Annotated in this window: 20 protein-coding genes; 16 read left to right on the top strand and 4 right to left on the bottom strand. The window is 53.7% G+C overall.

The features are described 5' to 3' along the window. Nucleotides 1–102: 102 nt before the first annotated feature. The 3 genes from PMI22_RS12080 to PMI22_RS12090 all read left to right on the top strand — a co-directional run bounded on the left by PMI22_RS12080 (nucleotide 103) and on the right by PMI22_RS12090 (nucleotide 4,045). Nucleotides 103–1,266 (top strand): nucleoid-associated protein, encoded by a 1,164-nt coding sequence (locus PMI22_RS12080; protein WP_007946569.1) that lies wholly within the window; start codon nucleotides 103–105, stop codon nucleotides 1,264–1,266. Continuing rightward, the gene (locus PMI22_RS12085) at nucleotides 1,250–2,401 is read left to right on the top strand and encodes a hypothetical protein (RefSeq protein ID WP_007946568.1); all 1,152 of its coding nucleotides are present in this window, start codon (nucleotides 1,250–1,252) and stop codon (nucleotides 2,399–2,401) included. Before PMI22_RS12080 ends, PMI22_RS12085 begins: the two co-directional genes overlap by 17 nt. A gap of 270 nt (nucleotides 2,402–2,671) precedes the next feature. Continuing rightward, nucleotides 2,672–4,045 carry an IS1182 family transposase gene (locus PMI22_RS12090; RefSeq protein WP_007946567.1) on the top strand — a complete coding sequence of 458 codons (1,374 nt, stop codon included), beginning with the start codon at nucleotides 2,672–2,674 and terminating at the stop codon, nucleotides 4,043–4,045. A gap of 487 nt (nucleotides 4,046–4,532) precedes the next feature. On the opposite strand, the gene otnC is transcribed toward PMI22_RS12090, so the two are convergent. The 3 genes from otnC to PMI22_RS12105 form a co-directional block, all read right to left on the bottom strand. Then, nucleotides 4,533–5,171 (bottom strand): 3-oxo-tetronate 4-phosphate decarboxylase, encoded by a 639-nt coding sequence (gene otnC / locus PMI22_RS12095; protein ID WP_007946566.1) that lies wholly within the window; start codon nucleotides 5,169–5,171, stop codon nucleotides 4,533–4,535. Between the two features lie 62 nt (nucleotides 5,172–5,233). Beyond that, complete coding sequence (locus PMI22_RS12100; protein ID WP_007946565.1) at nucleotides 5,234–6,133, bottom strand: GntR family transcriptional regulator; 900 nt, start codon at nucleotides 6,131–6,133, stop codon at nucleotides 5,234–5,236. A gap of 144 nt (nucleotides 6,134–6,277) precedes the next feature. Continuing rightward, nucleotides 6,278–7,900 (bottom strand): methyl-accepting chemotaxis protein, encoded by a 1,623-nt coding sequence (locus PMI22_RS12105; RefSeq protein WP_007946563.1) that lies wholly within the window; start codon nucleotides 7,898–7,900, stop codon nucleotides 6,278–6,280. Nucleotides 7,901–8,215: 315 nt separating this feature from the next. Between PMI22_RS12105 and pyk the strand changes: the two genes are divergently transcribed. The 7 genes from pyk (at nucleotide 8,216) to PMI22_RS12135 (ending at nucleotide 16,057) form a co-directional block, all read left to right on the top strand. After that, nucleotides 8,216–9,664: a pyruvate kinase gene (gene pyk / locus PMI22_RS12110; RefSeq protein WP_007946562.1), complete on the top strand. Its 1,449-nt coding sequence runs from the start codon at nucleotides 8,216–8,218 to the stop codon at nucleotides 9,662–9,664. 14 nt (nucleotides 9,665–9,678) lie between these two features. Next, nucleotides 9,679–9,849 (top strand): hypothetical protein, encoded by a 171-nt coding sequence (locus tag PMI22_RS31635; protein ID WP_162830878.1) that lies wholly within the window; start codon nucleotides 9,679–9,681, stop codon nucleotides 9,847–9,849. Further along, nucleotides 9,842–11,143, top strand: a complete 1,302-nt coding sequence (gene eno, locus PMI22_RS12115; RefSeq protein WP_007946561.1) for a phosphopyruvate hydratase — start codon at nucleotides 9,842–9,844, stop codon at nucleotides 11,141–11,143. The genes PMI22_RS31635 and eno overlap by 8 nt, the downstream gene beginning before the upstream one ends. 3 nt (nucleotides 11,144–11,146) lie before the next feature. Next, nucleotides 11,147–11,944 (top strand): triose-phosphate isomerase, encoded by a 798-nt coding sequence (gene tpiA, locus PMI22_RS12120; protein ID WP_007946560.1) that lies wholly within the window; start codon nucleotides 11,147–11,149, stop codon nucleotides 11,942–11,944. A gap of 80 nt (nucleotides 11,945–12,024) precedes the next feature. Next, nucleotides 12,025–13,650, top strand: a complete 1,626-nt coding sequence (locus PMI22_RS12125) for an NADP-dependent glyceraldehyde-3-phosphate dehydrogenase (protein ID WP_007946559.1) — start codon at nucleotides 12,025–12,027, stop codon at nucleotides 13,648–13,650. A gap of 8 nt (nucleotides 13,651–13,658) precedes the next feature. After that, the gene (gene gpmI / locus PMI22_RS12130; protein ID WP_007946558.1) at nucleotides 13,659–15,182 is read left to right on the top strand and encodes a 2,3-bisphosphoglycerate-independent phosphoglycerate mutase; all 1,524 of its coding nucleotides are present in this window, start codon (nucleotides 13,659–13,661) and stop codon (nucleotides 15,180–15,182) included. Between the two features lie 158 nt (nucleotides 15,183–15,340). Continuing rightward, nucleotides 15,341–16,057: a TerC family protein gene (locus tag PMI22_RS12135; protein ID WP_007946556.1), complete on the top strand. Its 717-nt coding sequence runs from the start codon at nucleotides 15,341–15,343 to the stop codon at nucleotides 16,055–16,057. Nucleotides 16,058–16,119: 62 nt separating this feature from the next. Here the strand turns inward: PMI22_RS12135 and PMI22_RS12140 are convergent, their stop codons facing one another. Beyond that, nucleotides 16,120–17,136: a GlxA family transcriptional regulator gene (locus tag PMI22_RS12140; RefSeq protein ID WP_007946555.1), complete on the bottom strand. Its 1,017-nt coding sequence runs from the start codon at nucleotides 17,134–17,136 to the stop codon at nucleotides 16,120–16,122. Nucleotides 17,137–17,231: 95 nt separating this feature from the next. Here PMI22_RS12140 and PMI22_RS12145 point away from each other — a divergent pair, with 95 nt between their 5' ends. The 6 genes from PMI22_RS12145 (at nucleotide 17,232) to PMI22_RS12170 (ending at nucleotide 22,444) form a co-directional block, all read left to right on the top strand. Beyond that, the gene (locus PMI22_RS12145; RefSeq protein ID WP_007946554.1) at nucleotides 17,232–17,948 is read left to right on the top strand and encodes an NAD(P)H-dependent oxidoreductase; all 717 of its coding nucleotides are present in this window, start codon (nucleotides 17,232–17,234) and stop codon (nucleotides 17,946–17,948) included. Nucleotides 17,949–18,042: 94 nt separating this feature from the next. Further along, nucleotides 18,043–18,723: a glutathione S-transferase N-terminal domain-containing protein gene (locus PMI22_RS12150; protein WP_007946553.1), complete on the top strand. Its 681-nt coding sequence runs from the start codon at nucleotides 18,043–18,045 to the stop codon at nucleotides 18,721–18,723. Nucleotides 18,724–18,732: 9 nt separating this feature from the next. Next, on the top strand, nucleotides 18,733–19,341 hold the full coding sequence (locus PMI22_RS12155; protein ID WP_007946552.1) for a DsbA family protein: 609 nt from the start codon (nucleotides 18,733–18,735) through the stop codon (nucleotides 19,339–19,341). Nucleotides 19,342–19,358: 17 nt separating this feature from the next. Continuing rightward, nucleotides 19,359–20,174 carry an enoyl-CoA hydratase/isomerase family protein gene (locus PMI22_RS12160; RefSeq protein WP_007946550.1) on the top strand — a complete coding sequence of 272 codons (816 nt, stop codon included), beginning with the start codon at nucleotides 19,359–19,361 and terminating at the stop codon, nucleotides 20,172–20,174. Between the two features lie 18 nt (nucleotides 20,175–20,192). Continuing rightward, entirely contained in the window at nucleotides 20,193–20,960 is a 768-nt protein-coding gene (locus tag PMI22_RS12165) for a 3-hydroxyacyl-CoA dehydrogenase (protein WP_007946549.1), read from the top strand. Nucleotides 20,961–21,208: 248 nt separating this feature from the next. Continuing rightward, nucleotides 21,209–22,444: an OprD family porin gene (locus PMI22_RS12170; RefSeq protein ID WP_238543965.1), complete on the top strand. Its 1,236-nt coding sequence runs from the start codon at nucleotides 21,209–21,211 to the stop codon at nucleotides 22,442–22,444. Nucleotides 22,445–22,575 lie beyond the last annotated feature (131 nt).

Raw genomic sequence — 22,575 nt, 5'->3', positions numbered from 1 at the left:
GTCGTGGTGATCCCTTGGTTTCTCGACACCATGTCCTATAGCCAAGGGGATCACCGTTGTTCAAACGGGGTGTCCTGTTGAATGACTTGAGGGAAGCAGAACATGAATAACCTTACCGTCTCCGCTGAGGTTGGAGCCATCGAAGGTGCAGTTGACGGTGTAGCAACGCTTCCTGCCGAGTTTGAAGTTGTCGCTGCCATTACGGCATCTATGGAGCGTGACACGAGCTTGGTGGGAAACCCGTTCAAATCTGTGCTAGGCAATCTTTGGAATCTTAATAGCAAAGCCGCGAATGACTTCATTGGGCAAATCGAGAAAAAATTCCGCAGAAAAAATAAATTTCACAGTTATTTTTCTGGATCGCCCTCTAATAGCACACCTGTAAATCTTGAAAAATATATTGCTTGTAATATTGACTTTTCGAAACTCGCCGAAGCGCAGATGTCGGTGATAGTTTATGTCGCTAATAGTAATGAACGCGGCACGCTGCAAGGCGGTAATCTTGTGTTTATACATTATAAAACGCCAGGTGATGAGGATGACTTAGGCCGATTGATGATCGTAATGGTTGATAAGAAAAGTGCCTTTGAATTTGATAACACTCTGCAGCCCAAAGCCTTGCAGCCCATTGATACTGACGCATTACGGCAAGCAGCGATGTTTGATTTGACATTGTTTTCTGTCGTATACCCAAAAAAAGAGGGTTCTACGTATCTACATTTCATTGAAGGACGATCCAAGTCAGACTTCTTTAAAACTGCTTTGGGTTGCGATAGCACAATTCCTAACAAAGAAAGTGTGTCTAACCTATTCGAGGCCATCAAGAGCTTTTCACAGCACAACGGGTTGAAACCCGCTTTGCAGGAGAAGCTAACTCAAGGAGTTTATGACTTCTTGGATAAAAATATCGGCAAGCAGGTTTCTCTAACTGACATCCAACATATTGTTGATAAGCAGTTGCCGGACGGTCACGAGGCTGTTGGGTCCTTTTCGGATTTTGCGAATGATAAAGGGTTTCAGATTAATGATTTTTTCGAAGCGACCAGAGCGAGCCTGAACAACGGCGTATCGATCAAAATCGTTGATTTCGAGAGTAACTATTCAGTTTCGGTTAAGTCAGGTTCATTAGGGTACGAGGGTTCGGATAAGCCCGTGTTTGTGGATGAAAACATAACTTATCTAATGATTCCGCTTTCCGCTGCTGATCGTGAAAGAATTCGCGTGATCGTCGGTGATAAAGACAACGTCGATGAAAATCCTCGCTGAGCTGTTAAAGCAATCCAGTTGCCGGATTGATGATGGCAACCTGGAGGTGACATCTACGCAAATAAAACTCATTGACATCCACCAGCACCTTGCTGGCTTGGGTTATACGGGCGATTATTTTGTATCAAATCAGACTTTAAGTATTAGTTTAGCTACCTCATCTTGGTCGGCGACATTTTTTTTGAGGTCTGAGGCTGAGCTTTGGCAAAAGGTTGTTCAGCGTAAAGCACTACCAGAGCGGTTTTATGTAATTGAAAGAAATATTCACAGCGAGGAACTAAGTGAGCGCACTATCTCGCTCATGCAGTTTTATGTTCAGTGGGTGTCGCTGCTGATTAAGATAAAAGATCACGGAGGAAGCACTTCGGATCCGGTGCTAGCGTTTTATATCAGCTCTGACAAGGGTGCAAAGAAATATGAGATAGATTATAGAAAGGTTGAGTTTGCAGATATAACAAAGCTAGGGATAGAACCTGAAGATACCGCGAATCTAAAATATTTACTTGACATTGTTTCCTTGGGGGACGCTCACGAAAAAGAACGGCGTGAAGTTTTGCGCTCGTCACTGGCAGAGCTGTTAGATGGTACGGATAGCACTTCGCCAATGCTTTGGCTTTTGCAGCAAAGCAAGAGGCTTAAAAAGAACTTTCAAGAAAATCATGATGTATATCTTCATAAGTTTTCTGTAAATAAGCTTTTGTCTGAGATCGAGGAAAAGTCTACGGACTATATTTCTAAAATTAATGAGTCTATTTCCTCAAGCCAGTCTAAAGCGTTTGCAATTCCCGGGGCGCTGATCGCCGTTGCTGCGTTGGTAAAGAATGCTGATTTCGTTTCACTGCTTTTCGTTTGCGCAGGTTTGTTGAGCGTGACCATTTTGACGTTTGTTGCAAATACAATTCATTCCGAGGCGTATGATGCATTAAAAGACCAAATAACTCGTTCCTTGACGCGCTATGAGGTTATGAAAAATGAGGATGCGGTGAGGGTAAGTGCTATTGGAGCTAAGGAAAAGCTTTTGGGCTTGATCGAGAAGGCCAAAAAAAGGTTGGCGCTGATAAATTCCCTGTCAGTCACTATTTTTATAATGGGTGTTTTTTATACGTTACTCAGCCCTTCGGTACTAGGTCATTAATTATGATGACTTTTTACTGAATTCTTAAGTAGGGCTTCCACTGGTGTGACGTCAGGCAGGAGCCATCGCTGGCATTCGTCGGGTAGCCATTTAGTGATCAAAGCGCATTTGCCTAGCGTCAATGCCAGTTACAGCTCAAAGCGGCGGTCAATAGTAGACGGCTAAACCCCCGATGCGACTGACTGCTTCTGGCCGATTCTGTTGAAAAAGTAGCTCCCCTGTCTGGCCTGCGGCAAAATCTCTGCATTGGCCAGCAGGGAAGCACACAGCATGATGGGACAGTTATCGAGTGGGCAGGAGCGGCTGTTTTACTCGTTCAACCTTGAAGATCACATCCCAGCCAATCACCTTCTGCGCAGCATTGATCAGTGCCTCGATCTGAGCGACTTGCGCCATTACCTCGCCGATTTTTACAGCCCGATTGGGCGTCCGTCGATTGATCCCGAACTGATGATTCGCATGCTGATCGTGGGCTATTGCTACGGCATTCGCTCAGAGCGGCGGTTGTGCGAAGAGGCCCATTTGAACCTGGCGTATCGCTGGTTCTGCCGGTTGAGCCTTGAAGATGAAGTCCCCAACCACTCGACCTTTTCCAAAAATCGACACGGCCGTTTTCGGGACAGCGATCTGTTTCGCTGGTTGTTCAACGAGGTGCTGCGTCGTTGCATGGATGCTGGCCTGGTCAAAGGCGAAGGCTTTGCTGTGGACGCCAGCATCATCAAGGCGGATGCCAGTCGGCAGCGCGGCGTACCGGGTGATGAACAGGTTAACTGGAGCGATCCGGCCCTGAGCGCCCGTGCCGTGCGTGAGTATCTTGAGGCACTCGATGAAGAGGCTCTGGCCGAAACGCTACCGAAGCGCCTGTCGCTGACTGATCCTCAAGCCCGCTGGACCGCTGCTCCGGGAGGCCCAGCGTTCTTCGCCTATTCCACGAACTATCTGATCGATACCGAGCACGGCGTGATCGTGGATGTGGAACCTACACCGGCTCATCGAACGGCCGAGGTTGAGAGCACCAAGACCATGATCGAACGGGTCGAAGCGCAGTTCGACATCAAGCCGGAGCGCCTCATTGGCGATACCGCTTACGGTACAGCGCCGATGCTGGCCTGGATGGTGGAGGAAAAAGACATCGAGCCGCATGTGCCGGTGTGGGACAAAACCGAGCGCAAGAATGACAGTTTTTCGAGCAACGATTTCCACTGGAATGAAGAGGCTGAGGAATACCGCTGCCCGGCCGGAAACCCATTGCGCAGCGAATGGCGAGCCTTCAAGAACGAGCGCTCACACGTCACCAAAGCCAACACCATCATCTTCCGATCCCGGCAGACCGACTGCGTTGCCTGTCCGATGAAAGCCAAGTGCTGCCCGAACACTGCGTTCCGCAAGATCGCTCGCAGCGTCCATGAAGCCGCTCGTGATGTGGCGCGGCGCATCGCCGCGACGCCGGCATATCAGCGCTCTCGCCACGAACGTAAAAAGGTCGAAATGTTGTTTGCCCACCTCAAGCGAATCCTGAAACTGGATCGCCTGCGGCTACGTGGCATGAGTGGCGCGACCGATGAGTTCACGCTGGCCGCTGCGGTGCAGAACCTGCGACGGCTGGCCAAATTTACCTCTCAAGGGCCACCGGTCACGGGATAGGTGCGCCCGCACCAAGCAAACCCCCTCAAACCAACCCAATAACCGAGCAGCAAAGGTCAACGAAGGGCCGAGAAACCACTCAATGTGGTGAGTAGGTTCTCCGCTGGTGACCGTGCCTGAGTCCGGGCCAGCTGAAAATCCGACTTTTTCAACAGAATCGGCCGTTTTCTGCCTTTCATGAAGCGCAGAAATCGATTGCTGCCTGGCGCATGGACTGAAAATAACTCGCAGCCGGCCGTCACTCTCCATCGGCGCACCTTACGAATCTGCCCCGAATTCGAAGAACGAGCGTAATAGCGCGGAAATTCAGTTAGATAGTGCCCGGTCAGGCTGCATGACCTAGGTTGAGGGGAAAATAGTGTCAACTATGCAAGGGGACATTCGCCTCGCTAATCACCTCTGTAGCGAGATGAATGGAGATCTTGATTAACAAGGCGAGTATCAACGCATTATTCAATGGAACATCTTGTGTTGCTTCTTGGAGGCATCACCACTTGACTGAGAACACCCGACGCAAGTCTTCGATTGCCTCTTCACCTAGCGGTGCAGGCTTCGGATTGCTCATCATCCAGAGCTTTGCCGTTTCCTCAAGCTCCTCCAACGCAAAGCTGGCTTTTGATACTGAGGTTTCCCAAACCACTGGACCTAGCCGTTCCAGCATGACGCCGCGCACATCGTTGGCCAATTGCGCAACTTGTGCCGCTACGTCAGGAGAACCGGGGCGCTGATAGGCGATCAATGGGATGTGGCCGACTTTCATGATTTGGTAAGGCGTCAGTGGAGGGAGGATGTCGTCGTTTTTCCAGACGCCGGCGAGCGTCAAAGCCACGAGCGACGTCGAATGTGTGTGCACTACACCATTCACTTCCGGGTTGCGGTCGTAGACCTGACGATGCAGCTCCAGGGTTTTCGACGGCTTGTTGCCGGATACCCAGGTGCCGTCCTTGCTGACTTTCGCGATTTCTTCCGGCTTCAATCTTCCCAGGCAGGCGTCGGTGGGGGTGATCAACCAGCCATCTTCCAGGCGTGCACTGATATTGCCTGCGCTACCCACGGTATAACCGCGTTCGTACAGGCTTTTGCCGACGGTGCAGATTTCTTCACGCAATTGTTCTTCGGTGCTCAACTTGTGCTCTCCTCGAGAAGTGATGTGAGGCCAGTGCCGATGCCTGAAACTGAACGGTTGGCTTAGGCGGATTCAGGTCGTAATTTCAGAATCGGCGATTTGTGAGCGAAGGATCCACTCAGGTGCTGTTTCATGAGATGCGCGGCTTCAAGGTTGTTGCCTTGCTCCACCAGTTCGATCATCCGGATGTGTTCGGCGCACTGTTTGAAAAGGCGCTTGCGGTCGATCATCGAGCGATACTCGATCAAGCGCCGCATGTTGTTCATCTGCACCAGGATCATGTGATAAAGCGGGTTGCCGGAGAGCTTGATGAACTCTTCGTGGAAGCGAATGCCATTTTTGAGCAGCACATCAGCCGGTAGGTTATCGATGCCGCCGTTGAGCATGTCCTGCTGCTCTTTTTTCAAGCGCTGGAGCTTGCTCAGGTCGTGATGGTAGGTCGGCTCCAGCAGCGCCGCCGGCTCGATCAATGAGCGCACCTTGTAGATCTGTTCGAGAGTTTCCGGTGTTTTTGCGACGTCCAGAAAGCGCCAGCCATAACCCGGTTTCGGCTCGGCCCAACCGACTTTTGCCGCCCGGTTGAGAATGTCTATGACCTGGGCCTTTGTCAGGTTGTAGCGAGTGCGCAGAAACTGCTCTGTCACTTCGTTGGGGATTGCATTGTTCAGCCAGTCTTCCGAGAGTCGGTAGTATTCGTCCGGCTCTTCAAGCGGAAGCACCTCATCGTGGATTTGTGACGGATCCTGCACGAGTTCCAGCACGAAGAACCCACGATTTGGCAGTTGTTCGAGAATGTTTTGCTCGGAGAGCAGCACCAGCGCTTCGCGTGCAGGGGAGCGGGAGACGTTGAACTCGTCGGCGACTTTTTGTGCGCTCAGATGAGCACCCAGGGCCAGCTTGCCTGTCTGGATTTTCTGCCGGATTTCAGCAGCGATGCGTAGTACGAGGGCGCTTGAGGCCATATTTTGATCACTTACAAATAGGGTGGCGACGATCACTGTCCGCAGTAGTGGCTAGTGAGAGCGAATGAAGCATGGCTTGATTCGAACAGGTTTCGTCGCTGATGACTACTTTTTAACGTGGCATTATGCAAAAAATTGCATTGGCTAAATTTTGAAGTGGCCCACCATGCTGTTGAGCTCGACAGCCAGATGGCCAAGGGATAACGAAGCGTCAGTGGTTTGTTGCGAGCCCGTAGCCGACTGAACGGATAGATCACGGATATTGAGCAAGTTGCGGTCAACGGAACGTGCAACGTGCGCTTGTTCTTCTGTGGCCGTTGTGATCATTAGATTGCGTTGATTGATGTCGTCATTGGCGGCGACAATTTCTGCCAGCGCGCTTTGAGTGGATTGGGCCAAAGACAACGTGAGGCGGGTGTTCTCACTGCTGCTGAGCATGGTTGAAACGGCGGTATCCGTTCCGCTTTGGATGCCACTTATCATCTCTTCGATTTCCCGCGTCGACTGTGCAGTGCGGTGGGCGAGGGCGCGTACCTCATCTGCAACGACGGCAAAACCTCTTCCCGCATCGCCTGCCCGAGCCGCTTCAATAGCGGCGTTGAGTGCCAACAGGTTGGTTTGTTCAGCGATCGTGCGAATGACGTCCAGTACCTTGCCAATGCGTTGCGACTGTTCGGCCAGGCTTTCGATCTGCTCCGAGCTGAGTTGCACATCTCGGGTGAGCGTCTCTATGGCGTCCAACGTTTCGACCATGCGTTGCTGCCCTTTCAGTGCAATGTCCCGTGAAGCCACGGACAGCTCGGACGTGGACAGCGCATTACGGGCGACTTCTTCAATGGCTGCGGTCATTTCGGTCACCGCGGTGGCTGCCTGCTCAATCTCGGCGTGTTGCTGTTGAATATCCTGACTGGAGGCTTCCGTGACCGTGTTTAGTTGGGCAGTGGCGCTGGTCAATTGGCGGGATGAGCCTGAAATCTGTCCCAAGGTCTTTATCAGATTGCTTTGCATGGTCGCCAAGGACTCGAGCAGACGAGTAGCTTCATCGTTGCCCGTTGGTTGAATGGGCTGGCTCAGATCACCTTCGGCAATTGTTTTCGCGGCTTTAACGGCCACATTCAAGGGAGCAGTGATGCTGCGAGTCAGTAGCCATGCCACCAGAACTGTCCCGATACCAACCAGGATGATGACCAATCCCACGCCTTGGACGGCGCGTTGATAGGCATCAATCGACTCGTTACCTGCCATCTCTGCGCCTTGGTTTGAACGGTCGATGAGGTCTTCGAAGTTTTGCGTCATCTGATCGTAGGAATCCCTGATCGTCATCAAAAATTCCCTGGCGCCTGTTTTTTCCCCCTTGCGAGAAAGCTTTAGCAATTCGAGGTGATTTTTTGCATACACGTCAAGGCTGGCATTGAACGCGCTCAACCGTCCCTTATCGTCCTCGTTCGTGAGCAACTGGGCGTAGATCTGCATTTGCTCGCGAACCTGACGCAACCGCCCGGCGGTTTTGTCCTCGTAAGACTGCATATCTTTCTCGCTGACCGAAAGAATGTGCTGCATCGATCCCATCCGATAGCGGTTCAGTGCGGCATTCGCCGCCCCCAGAGCACGTACCCGTTGAAGCCAATTGTCTTTTATCTGGGTCGATTGGACCTGCACTTCATCGATCTGACGTAGCGCGAAGACCCCTAGCGCAATGCTCAGCGCGGCAATGATGACGAACCCGAGAACCATTCGACTGGCGATGGAGAGGTGTCTTGGCAGCATGATCAGTATCCCTTCGGCAGAGTAGTGCGATCCGGGTCGTGGCCGGATGCGTGTATTTGTGCTGACTAAAATAGCATTGCATTTTGGTGTGTCAATGTGCCAAGATTTTTTAAGCGTTTTTTCGATGGCGCTTACCTGGGTACTGGGTGTTAGCACGAAAAGATTGAGGTAAAAAGCTATTTTTCGGTCCCTGGCAGTTTTAGCAGTCAATAGGATTGCTTTGCGCTGATTGATTATTTGCACGCAAATAATCACAAGCGCATCCAGATTTCCTTTGCGTTCAATAATAAAACCCTGTTTGAGGAAGCATCTGTCATGCAGCGCAGAACCAAGATCGTGGCCACGTTGGGGCCAGCAACAGAATCATTCGAAGCCCTCGAGGGATTGGTGAAAGCGGGCGTTGATGTCGTGCGCCTGAACTTTTCCCATGGGAAGGCTGAAGATCACATTGCTCGTGCCCGGCTGGTGCGTGAGCTGGCTGCCAAACATGGTCGTTTCGTGGCAGTACTGGCCGATCTGCAAGGTCCTAAAATTCGCATCGCACGGTTTGCGCAAGGGAAAGTCGTTCTCGAGAAGGGGCAGCAATTCATTCTCGACGCTGCGCTGGACAAAAATGCCGGGGACAATCAGCGGGTCGGAATCGACTACGAGGCCTTGATCACAGACAGCCGCCCAGACGACATTCTGTTACTCGATGACGGACGAATCGAGTTGAAGGTTCTGAAAGTCGAAGCGACGCAATTGATCTGCGAAGTCCTGATAAGCGGACCGCTGTCCAACAACAAGGGGATCAATCGCAAAGGCGGTGGACTGTCGGCATCGGCGCTGACCGAAAAAGATTTCGCCGATATCAAGACGGCTGCACACATGCAGGTGGATTACCTGGCTGTCTCGTTTCCACGCGACGCCTCGGATATGCACCTGGCTCGTCGCCTGATGCAGGAGGCGGGAGGGCAGGCCGGCCTGATTGCCAAGATTGAACGCGCAGAAACCGTCAATGACCTGCGAATTCTCGATGAGATCATCGAAGCATCTGAAGGCGTGATGGTGGCCCGGGGTGACCTGGGGGTGGAAATCGGTGACGCGGAACTGGTCGCCGTTCAAAAGCTGATTATCGAACGTGCCCGCACGCTTAATCGTGTGGTGATCACTGCCACTCAGATGATGGAGTCGATGATCACGCAGTCAATGCCGACTCGTGCAGAAGTGTTCGACGTTGCCAACGCAGTGCTTGATGGCACCGACGCCGTGATGCTCTCCGCCGAAACCGCGGCGGGTGCCTATCCGATCGAAACGATCGAGGCCATGCACCGGATCATCATCGGCGCAGAAAAGCATCCTCAGTCCCATCGTTCCAAACATCGCGTCGACCAGGTGTTCCACAAAATCGACGAGTCCATCGCGATGTCCGCCATGTACGCGGCCAACCATCTGCACGGTGTCAAAGCCATCATCTGCATGACGGAAAGCGGCGATACACCTCGCTTGATGTCGCGCATTCGCTCGCACCTTCCGATCTTTGCCTTTTCTCGCAATCTGGCCACCCAAAATCGGGTCACGTTGTTTCGTGGTGTCACGACCATTCCGTTCGACAGCGATGATTTCGCCCCTGAATTGGTCAACGAGAAAGCTGTGAATGAGTTGACCCGCCGTGGTGTGGTGAAGGCAGGCGATCACGTTCTGATTACCAAAGGCGACTACGCCAACGCCCAAGGCGGGACCAATTCCCTTCGTGTTGTGCGCGTAGGCGAAGCGATCCGCTGATTGAGGATGCTCTGATGAGTGAGACGAATTCTACTGATCACAAAGTCGTTGAAGAACACGACTTTGCATCATGGCCACGGGATTTCGATTTTCGGGCGCAGTATGCCGAGCAGCAGGAATTGCTCGGTACGCAAGGCCAAGAGGCAACGGCAGTGAATCATACGAAGGGGACAAATCATGCTTAACAAGAACAGCCGTATCCAACAAATCACTGCCCGTGAAATTCTGGACTCGCGAGGAAACCCGACTGTCGAAGCGGTTGTGACGCTCAATTGTGGCGTCAGTGCCACCGCCAGTGTTCCGTCGGGTGCGTCTACCGGTTCACGTGAAGCACTCGAACTGCGGGATAACGCTTCGCGTTACATGGGCAAAGGCGTGATGCGTGCGGTCGAAAACGTGAACAATCCGATCCGTGAATGCTTGATCGGACTGGACGCGTTGAATCAGCGCGAAATCGACAATGCGATGATTGCCCTTGATGGTACCGAGAGCAAAAGCATCCTGGGTGCCAACGCGATCCTCGCCGTCTCTCTGGCCACCGCCAAAGCGGCAGCCGAGGTTCAGCGTGTTCCATTGTACGAACACTTGGCGGCGCTATACGGATCGCCAGGGAAGTTCAGCATGCCGGTTCCGATGATGAACATCATCAACGGCGGTGAGCACGCTGATAACAACATCGATATCCAGGAATTCATGATCCAGCCGGTCGGCGCCTCGTCGTTCCGTGAAGGCCTGCGCATGGGCGCCGAGGTGTTTCATTCCTTGAAGAAGGTTTTGTCCGAGCGTGGCCTGAGTACCGCGGTAGGGGATGAAGGCGGGTTTGCTCCCTCACTTGCTTCCAATGAAGAAGCACTGATTGTTATCAAGGAAGCGGTAAGTCGAGCGGGTTACGAGCTGGGCAAGGAAATTACTCTGGCGCTTGATTGCGCAGCCTCCGAGTTTTACGAAGACGGTCAATACGTACTGTCCGGGGAAGACCAGACATTCAGTTCGCAAGGCTTTGCCGATTACCTGGCGATGCTTTGCGACAAGTACCCGATCATCTCCATAGAAGACGGGATGGATGAAAGCGACTGGGATGGCTGGGCGGGTTTGACTCAAAAACTCGGCCACGTGCAACTGGTGGGTGACGACTTGTTTGTGACCAACACCAAAATTCTGCGTGAGGGCATTCAGAAAGGGATTGGTAATTCGATTCTGATCAAGTTCAACCAGATCGGCACTCTCAGTGAAACGCTGGACGCCATTCGTATGGCGCAAGACGCAGGCTACACCGCGGTCATTTCTCACCGTTCGGGAGAAACCGAGGACACCACCATTGCTGACCTTGCCGTCGCAACCTGTGCCGGACAGATCAAGACCGGCTCACTGAGTCGTTCGGATCGGGTGGGCAAATACAACCGTTTGCTGCGTATTGAAGAGGCGTTGCAAGGTCGTGCGCCCTATGACGCTACCGCACTTTTGAACAGGAAAGCCTGAATCATGCAGACCTCTTCTCACAAAAAGAAACTGGTTATCGGCAATTGGAAAATGAACGGCAGCAGCGCGACCAATGCTTCGTTGCTGCGCAGCGTACTTCCGGTGATTTCACGCTTTGAAAGTGTTGAGACGGCAATTTGCCCACCGTTTCCCTACCTGACGACCGTAGCTGATCTGCTGGATGATTCTGATGTTTCGCTGGGAGCCCAGAATCTCAGCACCCATCTGTCAGGCGCACATACCGGAGAAGTCAGTGCTTCGATGCTCGAGGACATCGGCTGCCGCTATGTGCTCGTCGGGCATTCGGAGCGCCGTGCGCTTTATGCAGAAGATGATGAACTTGTGGCAAAGAAATTCGCTACTGCGCTTCGTGCCGGACTCATCCCGGTTTTGTGTGTGGGTGAAACACTTGCTCAACGTCAGGGGGGTGAAACAGAGGCAGTCGTCACCCAACAATTGAGTGCAGTACTGAAGGCAGTGGGCATTCAGGACCTGGTCAAGGGTGTGATTGCCTATGAACCTGTATGGGCCATTGGTACTGGCGAAACCGCGACGCCAGAGCAGGCTCAAGCTGTTCATCGGCACATCCGGGAATGGCTGGCTGAACAGGATCGCCCGGCCGCCACCGATTGCCGGATTCTGTACGGCGGGAGTGTGAAGGCCGAGAACGCCAAGCAATTGTTCGATCAACCGGACATCGATGGTGGCCTGATCGGCGGAGCTTCGCTGGATGCGATGTCCTTTGCTGCCATCTGCTGGGCGGCTCAAACGGCGCCGGCTGCCGAACCCATCGCGATCTGAATTCTATTTGAACGTGCAAAGCACCATGTGCCGGGTTCTTTCTCTCCCGGCACTGCACAGTGTGCATAGAGGTATGAAAAATGACGTTGAACAACCGACTTGAAACTCTCTTCCCGAGCGCGGACGAAATCCCTGCTGCATACCGTCCAGGACCTTCCATTGAACAGCGCGAATATCTGGTCAATGGCGAGTTGCGGTTGTGGGACGGCGCGCTCGCTCCCGTCCGCAGTCCTGTATGCCTGAAAAAAGAATCGGGTCACGAGTCCGTGATTTTGGGAAGTACTCCGCTTCTGGACGCGCCAACGGCCATGACCGCACTGGATGCAGCGGTACAGGCCTATGACCGTGGCCAAGGCGTCTGGCCAACCCTGCGTGTGGTCGAGCGTATTCGGCACGTGGAGTCTTTCCTCAGCCGCATGCGTGAACAACGTGAAGCGGTAGTGAAATTGTTGATGTGGGAGATTGGCAAAAATCTCAAAGACTCGGAGAAAGAGTTCGATCGCACCTGCGACTACATCGTTGACACGATCAATGCCCTCAAGGAACTGGATCGTCGCTCCAGCCGTTTCGAGCTCGAACAAGACACCTTGGGCCAGATCCGCCGCGTTCCGCTGGGCGTAACGCTGTGCATGGGGCCTTATAACTATCCCCTGAACGAGACGTTCACGACCTTGATCCCGGCGTTGATCATGGGCAATACCGTCGTGTTCAAACCGGCCAAATTCGGTGTACTGCTGATTCGACCTTTGCTTGAAGCATTCCGTGACAGCTTCCCGGCCGGGGTTATCAACATCATCTACGGCAGCGGCCGGGAAACCGTCAGCGCTTTAATGGCCAGCGGCAAGATCGATGTTTTTGCGTTCATCGGAACCAACAAGGCTGCCAGCGACCTGAAAAAGCTGCACCCTAAGCCACACCGTCTGCGTGCCGCGCTGGGCCTGGATGCGAAAAATCCGGGCATCATCCTGCCCGATGTCGATCTGGATAACGCCGTTTCCGAGGCTGTTACCGGCTCGCTCTCGTTTAACGGGCAACGCTGCACTGCGCTGAAAATCCTGTTCGTTCATGAAAACGTCGTTGACGCTTTCCTCGACAAATTCCAGGCGAAGCTGGCCCAGCTGAAGCCGGGTATGCCGTGGGAGCAGGGTGTCGCATTAACGCCCCTGCCAGAGCCAGGCAAGACTGATTTTCTGACCGGGCTTGTGGCCGATGCTGTCAGCAAAGGCGCCAAAGTCGTCAACGCCGGCGGGGGAGAAGTCTGTGAGACGTTCTTCTACCCGGCGGTGCTGTACCCGGTGACTTCCGACATGCGTGTGTACCACGAAGAACAGTTCGGGCCGGTCGTGCCTGTAGTGGTTTACCGTGATCTGGAAACAGTCATCGAATACGTCCTCGATTCCGATTTCGGCCAGCAGCTCAGTATCTTCGGCAAGGATTCCGCGCAAGTGGGTCGTTTGGTCGATGCCTTCGCCAATCAGGTGGGGCGTATCAACATCAACGCGCAATGCCAGCGCGGCCCAGACAGCTTTCCATTCAACGGTCGCAAAAACTCTGCCGAAGGGACGTTGTCCGTTCATGACGCCTTGCGCGTGTTCTCCATTCGCACGCTCGTCGCCACCAAGTTCCAGGAAAGTAACAAGGAACTGGTCAGCGACATCATTCGCAATCGCGAGTCGAGCTTCTTGACCACTGACTACATCTTCTAGGGGGCACGATGACTACGCGCTCTTTGATTATTCTTGATGGTGTCGGTATTCGGCAGGCTACTGAATCGAATGCTTTCGCCGCAGCGAGAAAGCCGACGTTTGATGCGCTGCTCAAGCGTTTCTCCCACAGCGAGATCGCGACGTCAGGTCTTGCTGTTGGACTGCCCGAAGGTCAGATGGGGAACTCCGAGGTTGGCCACATGAACCTCGGCGCGGGGCGGGTGGTGTACCAGAGCTTGACCCGAATTGATAAAGCACTCGCGGACGGAGAGTTCTCACACAACCCGGCACTACAGATGTTGCTCCAAGGGGTAAAGAGTCGCGATGGTGCTGTGCACGTGATGGGGCTCCTTTCTCCGGGCGGCGTGCATAGTCATATCGATCAGATTATCGCGGCTTGTGGTTGCCTGGTTGAGCAGGGTGTCGAGAAAGTTTATGTGCATGGTTTTCTCGATGGCCGAGACACGCCGCCCAAGAGCGCTTTAGCCTCGCTTGAGGCTTTGGAAAACGCGTTTGCGAGACTGGGCGCCGGACGCATTGTTTCGCTGGTCGGTCGCTACTATGCAATGGATCGCGACAACCGCTGGGGGCGCGTGGAATCGGCCTACCGCTTGATTGTCGGCGGCGAAGCCGAACATCAGGCTGAAACGGCGTCGGTAGCTTTGTCTGCCGCTTACGAACGTGGGGAGTCGGACGAGTTCGTCAAGCCAACCACGATTGGACAGTCTGTCAGTGTCGGTGCGGATGACGCCATGATCTTCATGAACTTTCGCCCCGATCGGGCGCGGGAGTTGACCCAGGCGTTGATCCAACCGGATTTCACGACCTTCGAGCGGCCGTTTGTGGTGGACAAGGATCGCTTGCTGACATTGACGCAGTATTCCGAAGAGCTGAGTTGCCTGTGTGCATTCCCTCCCGAAGCTATTCACAACAGCTTGGGGGAACACTTGGCCAGACTTGGGAAAACGCAATTGCGCATTGCCGAAACCGAGAAGTACGCCCACGTGACGTTCTTTTTCAACGGCGGTAGAGAGCAGCCTTTTGAGGGTGAGGAGCGAATCCTGATTCCGTCACCTGACGTTGCTTCCTACGATCTGCAGCCTGAGATGAGCGCCCCCCTGTTGACTGACGAACTGGTCAACGCCATCGCTGGCGGCAGATTCGACCTGATCGTTTGCAACTATGCCAACGGCGATATGGTGGGTCATACGGGCTCCTTCGATGCTGCCGTCAAGGCGGTCGAGGTGCTCGATGAATGCCTGCGTCGCGTGGTTGAAGCAACCCTCGCAGTTGGTGGTGAATGTTTGATTACCGCCGACCACGGCAACGTTGAGCAAATGCTCGATGCGATGTCTGGCCAGGCCCACACGGCGCATACCTTGAATCCGGTGCCGCTGATTCTGGTCAGTGAGCAACCAGGGCGACACGGGCTGAAGAATGGCCGGTTGTGCGATATCGCTCCAACCCTGTTGCAGATGCTGAGTTTGCCGATTCCGTCTGAGATGGATGGCAACTCGCTTCTCACCGTCTGATTGGCTGACAGGTGCCATCAGTGCATCGCCGCACCGACGATTGGTTTGGTCGCCCCCGTCGAGGCGATGTGGCTTACCACGACTCGCTCATTTGAGCATGCGGGCATCACCGATTTTGGTGATGCCTTTTTTTCTGGGCAATCGAGAGTTTTGACGTTATGGAATGGTTTCTCAATCCGGAAATCTGGATCGCGTTTTTTACCCTGACAGTGTTGGAAATTGTTTTGGGTATCGACAACATCATCATGATTTCGATTTTGGTCAGCCGCATGCCCAAAGCCATGCAGCCCAAAACCCGCTTCTTCGGTTTGGCACTGGCCATGGTCACGCGCATTCTTCTGCTGCTGTCCATCACTTGGATCATGCAACTGACTACCGATCTGTTTAATGTCTTCGATCAAGGGATTTCGGGTCGTGACCTGATTCTGTTCTTCGGAGGATTGTTCCTGCTGTGGAAAAGTAGCAGCGAAATCTTCCAGGAACTGGAAGGTGGCGAGGAGGGGGAGTCTGAGTTAGGTAAAAAGGGTGCGGGCTTTCTGAGCACCATCATTCAGATTGCGATCATCGATATCGTCTTCTCGCTGGACTCGGTGATCACAGCTGTCGGAATGGTTTCTCATGTACCGGTGATGGTTGCCGCTATCGTCGTCGCCGTGTTGATCATGATGCTCGCGGCCGGGGCGATCAGTGCGTTCATCGACAAGCATCCGAGCCTGAAAATGCTGGCCCTGGCATTCCTGATAGTCGTGGGCGTCGTGCTGATTGCTGATGCAATGGGGATGCACGTACCGAAGGGCTACGTCTATTTTGCAATGGCATTCTCGCTTGCGGTCGAGGCATTGAACATTCGCTTCAGGACGCTGAAGGCTGCGTAAAGCCATGTCAGACGGGCAAGGACGCCTCACCTCGCAATTTCACCCGTACCGCAAAAATCTACCTAGCCCGTCGCCAATGACGTAAACCGACTGCGGTAAGCCGCCGGAGTCGCCCCTACCTGCTTGCGGAAAAGGCGCGTAAATGAGCTGGCGTTCTGGTAGCCGACTTGATTAGCGATTTCCTCAATACTGAGGTCACCGCTTTCGAGCAGAGTCATTGATATTTCTATGCGCAGATTCTGCAGGTAGGTAAGGGGAGTAGTGCCGAGTACGCTATTGAAGTGACGGATCAACGTCCGCACGCTGACTGAAAGCGCCGCGGCCAGCTCTGGCAGGCTCACATCCTCGGCGAAGTGTTTCAAAAGCCAGTGCTGCGCCTTTGCAACCATCGTGTCGCTGTGCACGGTTTCCATCTGGAGCGGCAGGTAGGGCAGTTGAGTCGTCTGGCTAGTATCAATCAGCATGGTCTTGGCCGTCAGTGTGGCCGTATTTGCGCCACAAAAATGTTCGACCATGCGCACTGCCTGCAGCAAGTAAGAAGCAGAGGCACCAGCACACCAGAGGCGATCTTCCTCTGTGACCATCGATCTCAGTTGCAAGTTGACGCCCGGGTAGCGCTCTCGAAATAGCCTTTCCAGCCACCAGGTGGTTGTGGCTTGACGACCGCGCAGCAGGCCGGTTTCTGCCAACAGGAAAGTGCCGGTGCAATTCGCCGCCAGCGCTGCGCCCTCACGCCATTGCGCCTTAAGCCATTCCCGCTGCGGCTCGGCGGCTTCCAGCATACGTTCGAAGCCATCATGCCCCGAGTAATACAGGCCAGGGATGAAGATGATATCGAGTTTCTCTTCAGGGAGCGGCACAGCGGTATTGAGCGCAAGCCCATTACACGCGGTTACGGGCCTGCCTTTGTGCGAAACGAATTGCCACGAAAACGAGCGTGCCATCGCGGTGCCAGTCTTATGTTGATGTCGACTCAAATGGGCATTGGTGACATGCAGCACATCGCCAAAACCAGCGAGACTCGAGGCATAGCAACCATCGAGGGCAAGAATTGCTGCGCGAAGAGGGGCTGGTTTCATTTTGGCAAAATCCGCATGTTATTAGTCAATAATGCCAATTTAGCACTGGCTGCCTGTTCCGTACAGTGACTCCATAGTCACTCACCGGAGCTCCCATGAACGTATTGATCGTCCATGCCCATAACGAACCTCAGTCATTCAATACGTCGATGCTGAACCTTGCCGTTGAAGCATTAAGCGGACTGGGACACGACGTAATCGTGTCTGATTTATATGCAATGAAATTCAATCCCGTGGCCAGCGCTGAAGATTTCCACCAGCGTGCTAATAGCGATCATCTTGTTTATGCGCTGGAGCAACGCAACGGCTACAGCACCGGAACGCTGGCATCCGACATTCTTGAAGAGCTGGACAAGATCAAGTGGGCCGATCTGATCATCTTCAACTTCCCTATTTACTGGTTCAGCATGCCGGCGATCATGAAGGGTTGGTTCGACCGCGTCTTCATCTCGGGCTACTGCTATGGCGGAGCACGGATCTATGACCGTGGTGGCCTTAAGGACAAGAAAGCAATGCTCGCATTCTCTCTTGGTGGGCAAGACCATATGTTCGGTCCAGGCGCAGTGCATGGCGAACTTGAGGCTTTGTTGCAGCCAATTCAGCGTGGCGTGCTCGGTTATGTCGGCTTGACCGTCTTGCCACCCTTTGTGGCCTTCCACGTGCCTTACATCAGCCAAGAGGCGCGGCAGGAATACCTGGAGCAGTACCGCCAGCACCTGCTGACGCTGGATCAACGGCCGTCGCTCACATTTCCCTCGCTGGATGATTACGACGAGATCCTGCGTCCAAAGAACACCTCTGTTTGTAGTTAACCAGCTGCTGCGGCTGTCTTGAACGGTCGCAGCTGTCTTGAGTAAGCATGAGTTGTCAGCGGGAAAAACGCGTATCTGTTGTTGGAGAAACCTCATGATCGAACTGTATAGCTGGCCAGCCCCCAACGGGCACAAATTGCACATCCTGATGGAGGAGTTGGCGATCCACTATGAGGTTGTACCAATCGACATTACTAGCGGTGCTCAACACACGCCGAGCTACAGGGCGATCAACCCGAATGGGAAGATTCCAGCGATCGTTGACCACGCGCCCTCTGATGGCGGCGGACCCGTAACAGTATTTGAGAGCGGAGCCATCATGATGTACCTGGCGGAGAAGGAAGGACGCTTCCTGCCACAGGATGTGCGTCAGCGCAGAGAAGTCCTGCAGTGGTTGTTTTGGCAGGTCGGAGGGCTGGGGCCGATGATGGGCCAGGCTCAACATTTCTTTCGATATGCGTCTGAAAAGGTGCCCTACGCAACTACCCGTTATCAGACCGAGACCAAGCGTCTTCTAAAGATCCTGGACGATCGGCTCGAAACGAGAGAGTACATCTGCAGTGATTACTCCATCGTAGACATGGCGTGCTTCCCTTGGATCCGTGTTCACAAGATGACGGGAATCACGCTCGATGACTTTCCGAACGTAAAAGCCTGGTACGGCAGGGTGCGTAGCCGGCCAGCAGTCGGGCAAGCAATCGAGCTTTTGAAGGATCGTTGGGTCGACGTCACTACTTCGGAGCAAGCCAAGCACAACCTGTTTCGGGCGGGGTAGGAGCGGACCATGAGCCAACCTGATGATCCGGTAGTGGACGTGTTTATCGATTTGCGAAGTCCCTACTCTTACCTTGCGTTACAACCGGTTTTTTCGCTCGCAAAACGCAGTGGAGTGACCTTTGACTGGTGGCCTTACATCACCGACTTTCGCTCTGCGTATGGCGGTGAGGTAGAGCAGCGCTCGAGTCGAGAAGTTTCGAAATTGAAGTATCTGTATATGGATTGCCGTCGGCTCGCTCAGCAGCAGGGGCTCACGATCCATGCAACAACAAAGCTCTGGGATGCGGCGCCTGCCAGCCAGGCAATGTTGTTCGCCAAGTCGATGAATCGGCTTTGGGAGTTCTGTCACCCGTTGTTGGCTGCTTTCTGGCAACGGGAGTTCGATCTGGAGTCCGCAGCACAAATTCAGGCAGCCCTGATCAGCGCGGGGTTGAAGGCCTCGGATTGGCACCATTACCTCGAGCAGAACGCACAGCGAGACTTAACGGCGGCAGCCGAAAGAGCCGAAAGCATGGGCGTTTTCGGAGCCCCCACCTTCGTGTATCGCGGCGAGCTTTTTTGGGGCGGCGACAGGCTTGAGCTGCTCGCCGAGCGCATCAGCAACACAAATCAGTGACGCCAGTGAGGAAGAAAATGAACACTCCCACGCCTGAGCGCCTGCTCGTTCATCTTGAACGTCAAGGGGCACTCGCTTTTATCACCCTCGATCGGCCAGAAACGCGCAATAGCTTCGATCTCTCCATGGGGTTTGCCCTGAGAGACGCTGTACGCACGCTCATCACCGATCCACCTCGGGTTGTTGTGTTGCGCAGTAGCGGGGCACATTTCATGGTGGGAGGGGACGTCCGGCACTTCGATACGTTGCTCAAAGTCTCGAAAGCCGCCTGCGCCGCAGAGTTGGAGCAACTCATCAGCGCTGTAAATGAGGCCGTCATCGGGCTGACGCAACTGCCTTGTCCTGTGCTGGGCTTGATCAGCGGATCGGCAGCCGGTTTTGGCCTTTCGCTTGCCTTGGCTTGCGACCTGATTGTGGCTGCAGAGGATGCAAGCTTTCTCATGGCATACAGCGCCATTGGTGCTACCCCGGATGGCGGTGGGACCTGGCACCTTCCACGGCATGTTGGTTTGCACAGGGCAATGAAGATCGCTCTGCTGAATCCGAAACTGGATGCCCGCCAGGCACAAGATATCGGACTGGTTGCTGAAGTCGTTCCAGCTGATGAGCTACAGATGGCAGGACTTGCCATGGCTCATCGCTTAGCCAATGGACCTGTTGCGGCGCAGGCTGGGATTAAGCGTCTGATGCGCGACGGACTGGATCACGACCTGCAAACCGCACTAGAAGCCGAAAAAGCAATGTTTATTGAAATGTCTGCGACCTCTGACTTTCAAGAAGGCGTTAGCGCCTTTTGCCAGCGGCGTAAAGCTAACTTCGGCGTATCTGTTTAACCCCTCTGGAGAACTCTAATGAATATCGAAGGTTCCGTTTTTTTCATCACCGGTGGTGCTTCGGGTCTTGGCGCGTCGACCGCGCGAAAAATGGTGGAAGGCGGCGGCAAGGTCGTGCTCGCGGACCTCAATGTATCTGCCGGTGAAGCGCTGGCGGATGAGCTGGGACACGCGGCGCTATTTGTCCACACTGATGTTGTCGATGAAGACTCAACACGAGCGGCCATCGATGTTTCCTTGACCCGATTCGGCGCTCTACATGGATTGGTCAGTTGTGCCGGTGTTGCACCAGGGGAGAAGGTTCTGGGTAAGGAAGGCCCTCATGCACTGAGCACTTTCACTCGCGGGATCATGATCAACCTCGTAGGCACCTTCAATGCCATTCGTTTGGTCACCGAGGTGATGAGCAAAAACACTCCGAATGCAGAAGGTGAGCGGGGAGTAATCATCAACACGGCTTCAGTGGCGGCGTTTGATGGGCAGATCGGGCAGGCGGCTTATTCGGCGTCCAAAGCAGGCGTCGTAGGCATGACTCTGCCGATCGCCCGCGAGCTGGCACGTTTCGGTATTCGGGTCATGACCATTGCTCCAGGTATTTTCGAGACTCCGATGTTGCTGGGTTTGCCGCAGGATGTGCAGGACTCCCTCGGTAAGACCGTGCCGTTTCCATCGCGCCTTGGACGTGGCAGTGAGTACGCTCAACTGGTGGAATCAATCATTCTGAATCCGATGCTCAATGGCGAGGTCATTCGCCTGGATGGAGCATTACGGATGACGGCAAAATAAGTATCGCTACATCGTTTCTTTCAACTATTAAGTTATTCGAGTATTTGAGGGCCGGGTTATTCCGTTGAGCTCACGCTCATGTCTTGTATTAGTAAATGGAATTTCGAGTTTTAAGTGAAGTCGAGAAAGTTATCTCGGCAGCGCTCGCACGTGCATATCAGTCGTACAACAACAAAAAAACAGCAATAACAATAACAATAGCGAGAGGAAGACTTTCCATGCAGTACAACTTGAAAACTATCATCCATATGCTTTGCACGGGAACAGTTATGGGCATCGCAGGGTCAGCCAGTGCAGCTTTTCTGGAGGACAGCAAGGGCACTCTCGATTTGCGTAATTTCTATATGAATCGTGATTTTCGCCAGGCTGGTGCCGCGCAGAACAAAGCGGAGGAATGGGCGCAAAGTTTCATGTTGCGCCTGGAGTCCGGTTATACGGAAGGCCCCGTTGGTTTTGGCATTGATGCCATCGGTATGCTCGGTGTGAAGCTTGATTCCAGCCCCGACCGGGTAGGAACAGGTCTGCTCAAAACCAACAGCAGCGCGCCCAAGCGCGCAAAGGACGAATACGGCGAATCCGGTCTGACTGGCAAACTGCGCATGTCAAAAAGCACCCTCAAGCTCGGCACCCTTCAGCCAATTTTACCGCCGTTGATGCGCAACGATTCACGCTTGATGCCACAAACCTTTCGGGGTGCGTGGATCAACAGCAATGAGATTGATGGTTTGAACCTGGATCTTGGTCGTATCGATCGAGTCAATCAGCGGGACTCCTCCAACAATGAGGAGCTCACTGTATTTAACGGTGGTAAGCGAAACATCGTGCTGGGCCAGACCAAGAGCAGCAATGAGTTCCTGTTCGGTGGCGGTCGCTACCAATGGAATCCGTCACTCGCCACCAGTTACTACTACGGGGGCCTCGACGGCATCTACAAACAGCACCTCGTTAATCTGGTGCACCAGCTACCGTTAGGAGATGGGCAGAGCCTCAAGTCTGATATCCGTTTTGCCCATTCCGGCGGTGACGGCGGCAGTAATGTCGATAACGATGCGTTGGGAGCCCTGTTTACCTACAAGCTCGGCGGGCACAGTTTCGGTGCTGGTTACCAGCACCTCAGCGGCGACACCGGCTTTGCCTTTGTAAACGGTGCTGATGATGCGCTGATCAATCAGGTCCAGATCAACGACTTCGGCAACCAGGACGAGCACTCCTGGCAGGTTCGTTACGACTACGACTTTGCAGCCCTCGGCGTGCCTGGGCTGACACTGATGACCCGTTATCTTTCCGGTGACAACGTCGATCGAGGCGCAGGGCTCAGTGAAGGCAAGACTTGGGAACGCAATACTGACATTGGATACGTCATTCAGAGCGGCCCGCTGAAAAACCTCGGACTTAAGCTACGCAACGCCACCACACGCAGCAACTTCCTCAGCGACCTGGATGAAAACCGTTTGATCGTCAGCTACAGCTTGCCACTTTGGTAACCCCTGAGTGCTCGCGGCCAGAGAATGTCTAACCATGCTCTGGTCTCGAGATTCAAGTCGAGTCGCAAGCGGTGCTCTAGCTTGGCGTAACTGGCACAAAAAACGTCAATATCGCCAATGTTATACGACCT

This window comes from Pseudomonas sp. GM21 (assembly GCF_000282215.1).
Taxonomy (GTDB): Bacteria; Pseudomonadota; Gammaproteobacteria; order Pseudomonadales; family Pseudomonadaceae; genus Aquipseudomonas.
This window is presented reverse-complemented; position numbering and strand designations above follow the sequence as displayed.

Excerpts from the sequence above, each read along its gene's own strand:
- PMI22_RS12160 (WP_007946550.1), top strand. The coding sequence starts at position 19,359 with ATGAACACTCCCACGCCTGAGCGCCTGCTCGTTCATCTTGAACGTCAA.
- PMI22_RS12085 (WP_007946568.1), top strand. The coding sequence starts at position 1,250 with ATGAAAATCCTCGCTGAGCTGTTAAAGCAATCCAGTTGCCGGATTGAT.
- eno (WP_007946561.1), top strand. The coding sequence starts at position 9,842 with ATGCTTAACAAGAACAGCCGTATCCAACAAATCACTGCCCGTGAAATT.
- PMI22_RS12140 (WP_007946555.1), bottom strand. The coding sequence starts at position 17,136 with ATGAAACCAGCCCCTCTTCGCGCAGCAATTCTTGCCCTCGATGGTTGC.
- PMI22_RS12145 (WP_007946554.1), top strand. The coding sequence starts at position 17,232 with ATGAACGTATTGATCGTCCATGCCCATAACGAACCTCAGTCATTCAAT.
- PMI22_RS12090 (WP_007946567.1), top strand. The coding sequence starts at position 2,672 with ATGATGGGACAGTTATCGAGTGGGCAGGAGCGGCTGTTTTACTCGTTC.
- PMI22_RS12150 (WP_007946553.1), top strand. The coding sequence starts at position 18,043 with ATGATCGAACTGTATAGCTGGCCAGCCCCCAACGGGCACAAATTGCAC.
- PMI22_RS12125 (WP_007946559.1), top strand. The coding sequence starts at position 12,025 with ATGACGTTGAACAACCGACTTGAAACTCTCTTCCCGAGCGCGGACGAA.
- tpiA (WP_007946560.1), top strand. The coding sequence starts at position 11,147 with ATGCAGACCTCTTCTCACAAAAAGAAACTGGTTATCGGCAATTGGAAA.
- PMI22_RS12105 (WP_007946563.1), bottom strand. The coding sequence starts at position 7,900 with ATGCTGCCAAGACACCTCTCCATCGCCAGTCGAATGGTTCTCGGGTTC.
- PMI22_RS12165 (WP_007946549.1), top strand. The coding sequence starts at position 20,193 with ATGAATATCGAAGGTTCCGTTTTTTTCATCACCGGTGGTGCTTCGGGT.
- PMI22_RS12155 (WP_007946552.1), top strand. The coding sequence starts at position 18,733 with ATGAGCCAACCTGATGATCCGGTAGTGGACGTGTTTATCGATTTGCGA.
- PMI22_RS31635 (WP_162830878.1), top strand. The coding sequence starts at position 9,679 with ATGAGTGAGACGAATTCTACTGATCACAAAGTCGTTGAAGAACACGAC.
- gpmI (WP_007946558.1), top strand. The coding sequence starts at position 13,659 with ATGACTACGCGCTCTTTGATTATTCTTGATGGTGTCGGTATTCGGCAG.
- PMI22_RS12170 (WP_238543965.1), top strand. The coding sequence starts at position 21,209 with ATGCTTTGCACGGGAACAGTTATGGGCATCGCAGGGTCAGCCAGTGCA.
- PMI22_RS12080 (WP_007946569.1), top strand. The coding sequence starts at position 103 with ATGAATAACCTTACCGTCTCCGCTGAGGTTGGAGCCATCGAAGGTGCA.
- PMI22_RS12100 (WP_007946565.1), bottom strand. The coding sequence starts at position 6,133 with ATGGCCTCAAGCGCCCTCGTACTACGCATCGCTGCTGAAATCCGGCAG.
- pyk (WP_007946562.1), top strand. The coding sequence starts at position 8,216 with ATGCAGCGCAGAACCAAGATCGTGGCCACGTTGGGGCCAGCAACAGAA.
- PMI22_RS12135 (WP_007946556.1), top strand. The coding sequence starts at position 15,341 with ATGGAATGGTTTCTCAATCCGGAAATCTGGATCGCGTTTTTTACCCTG.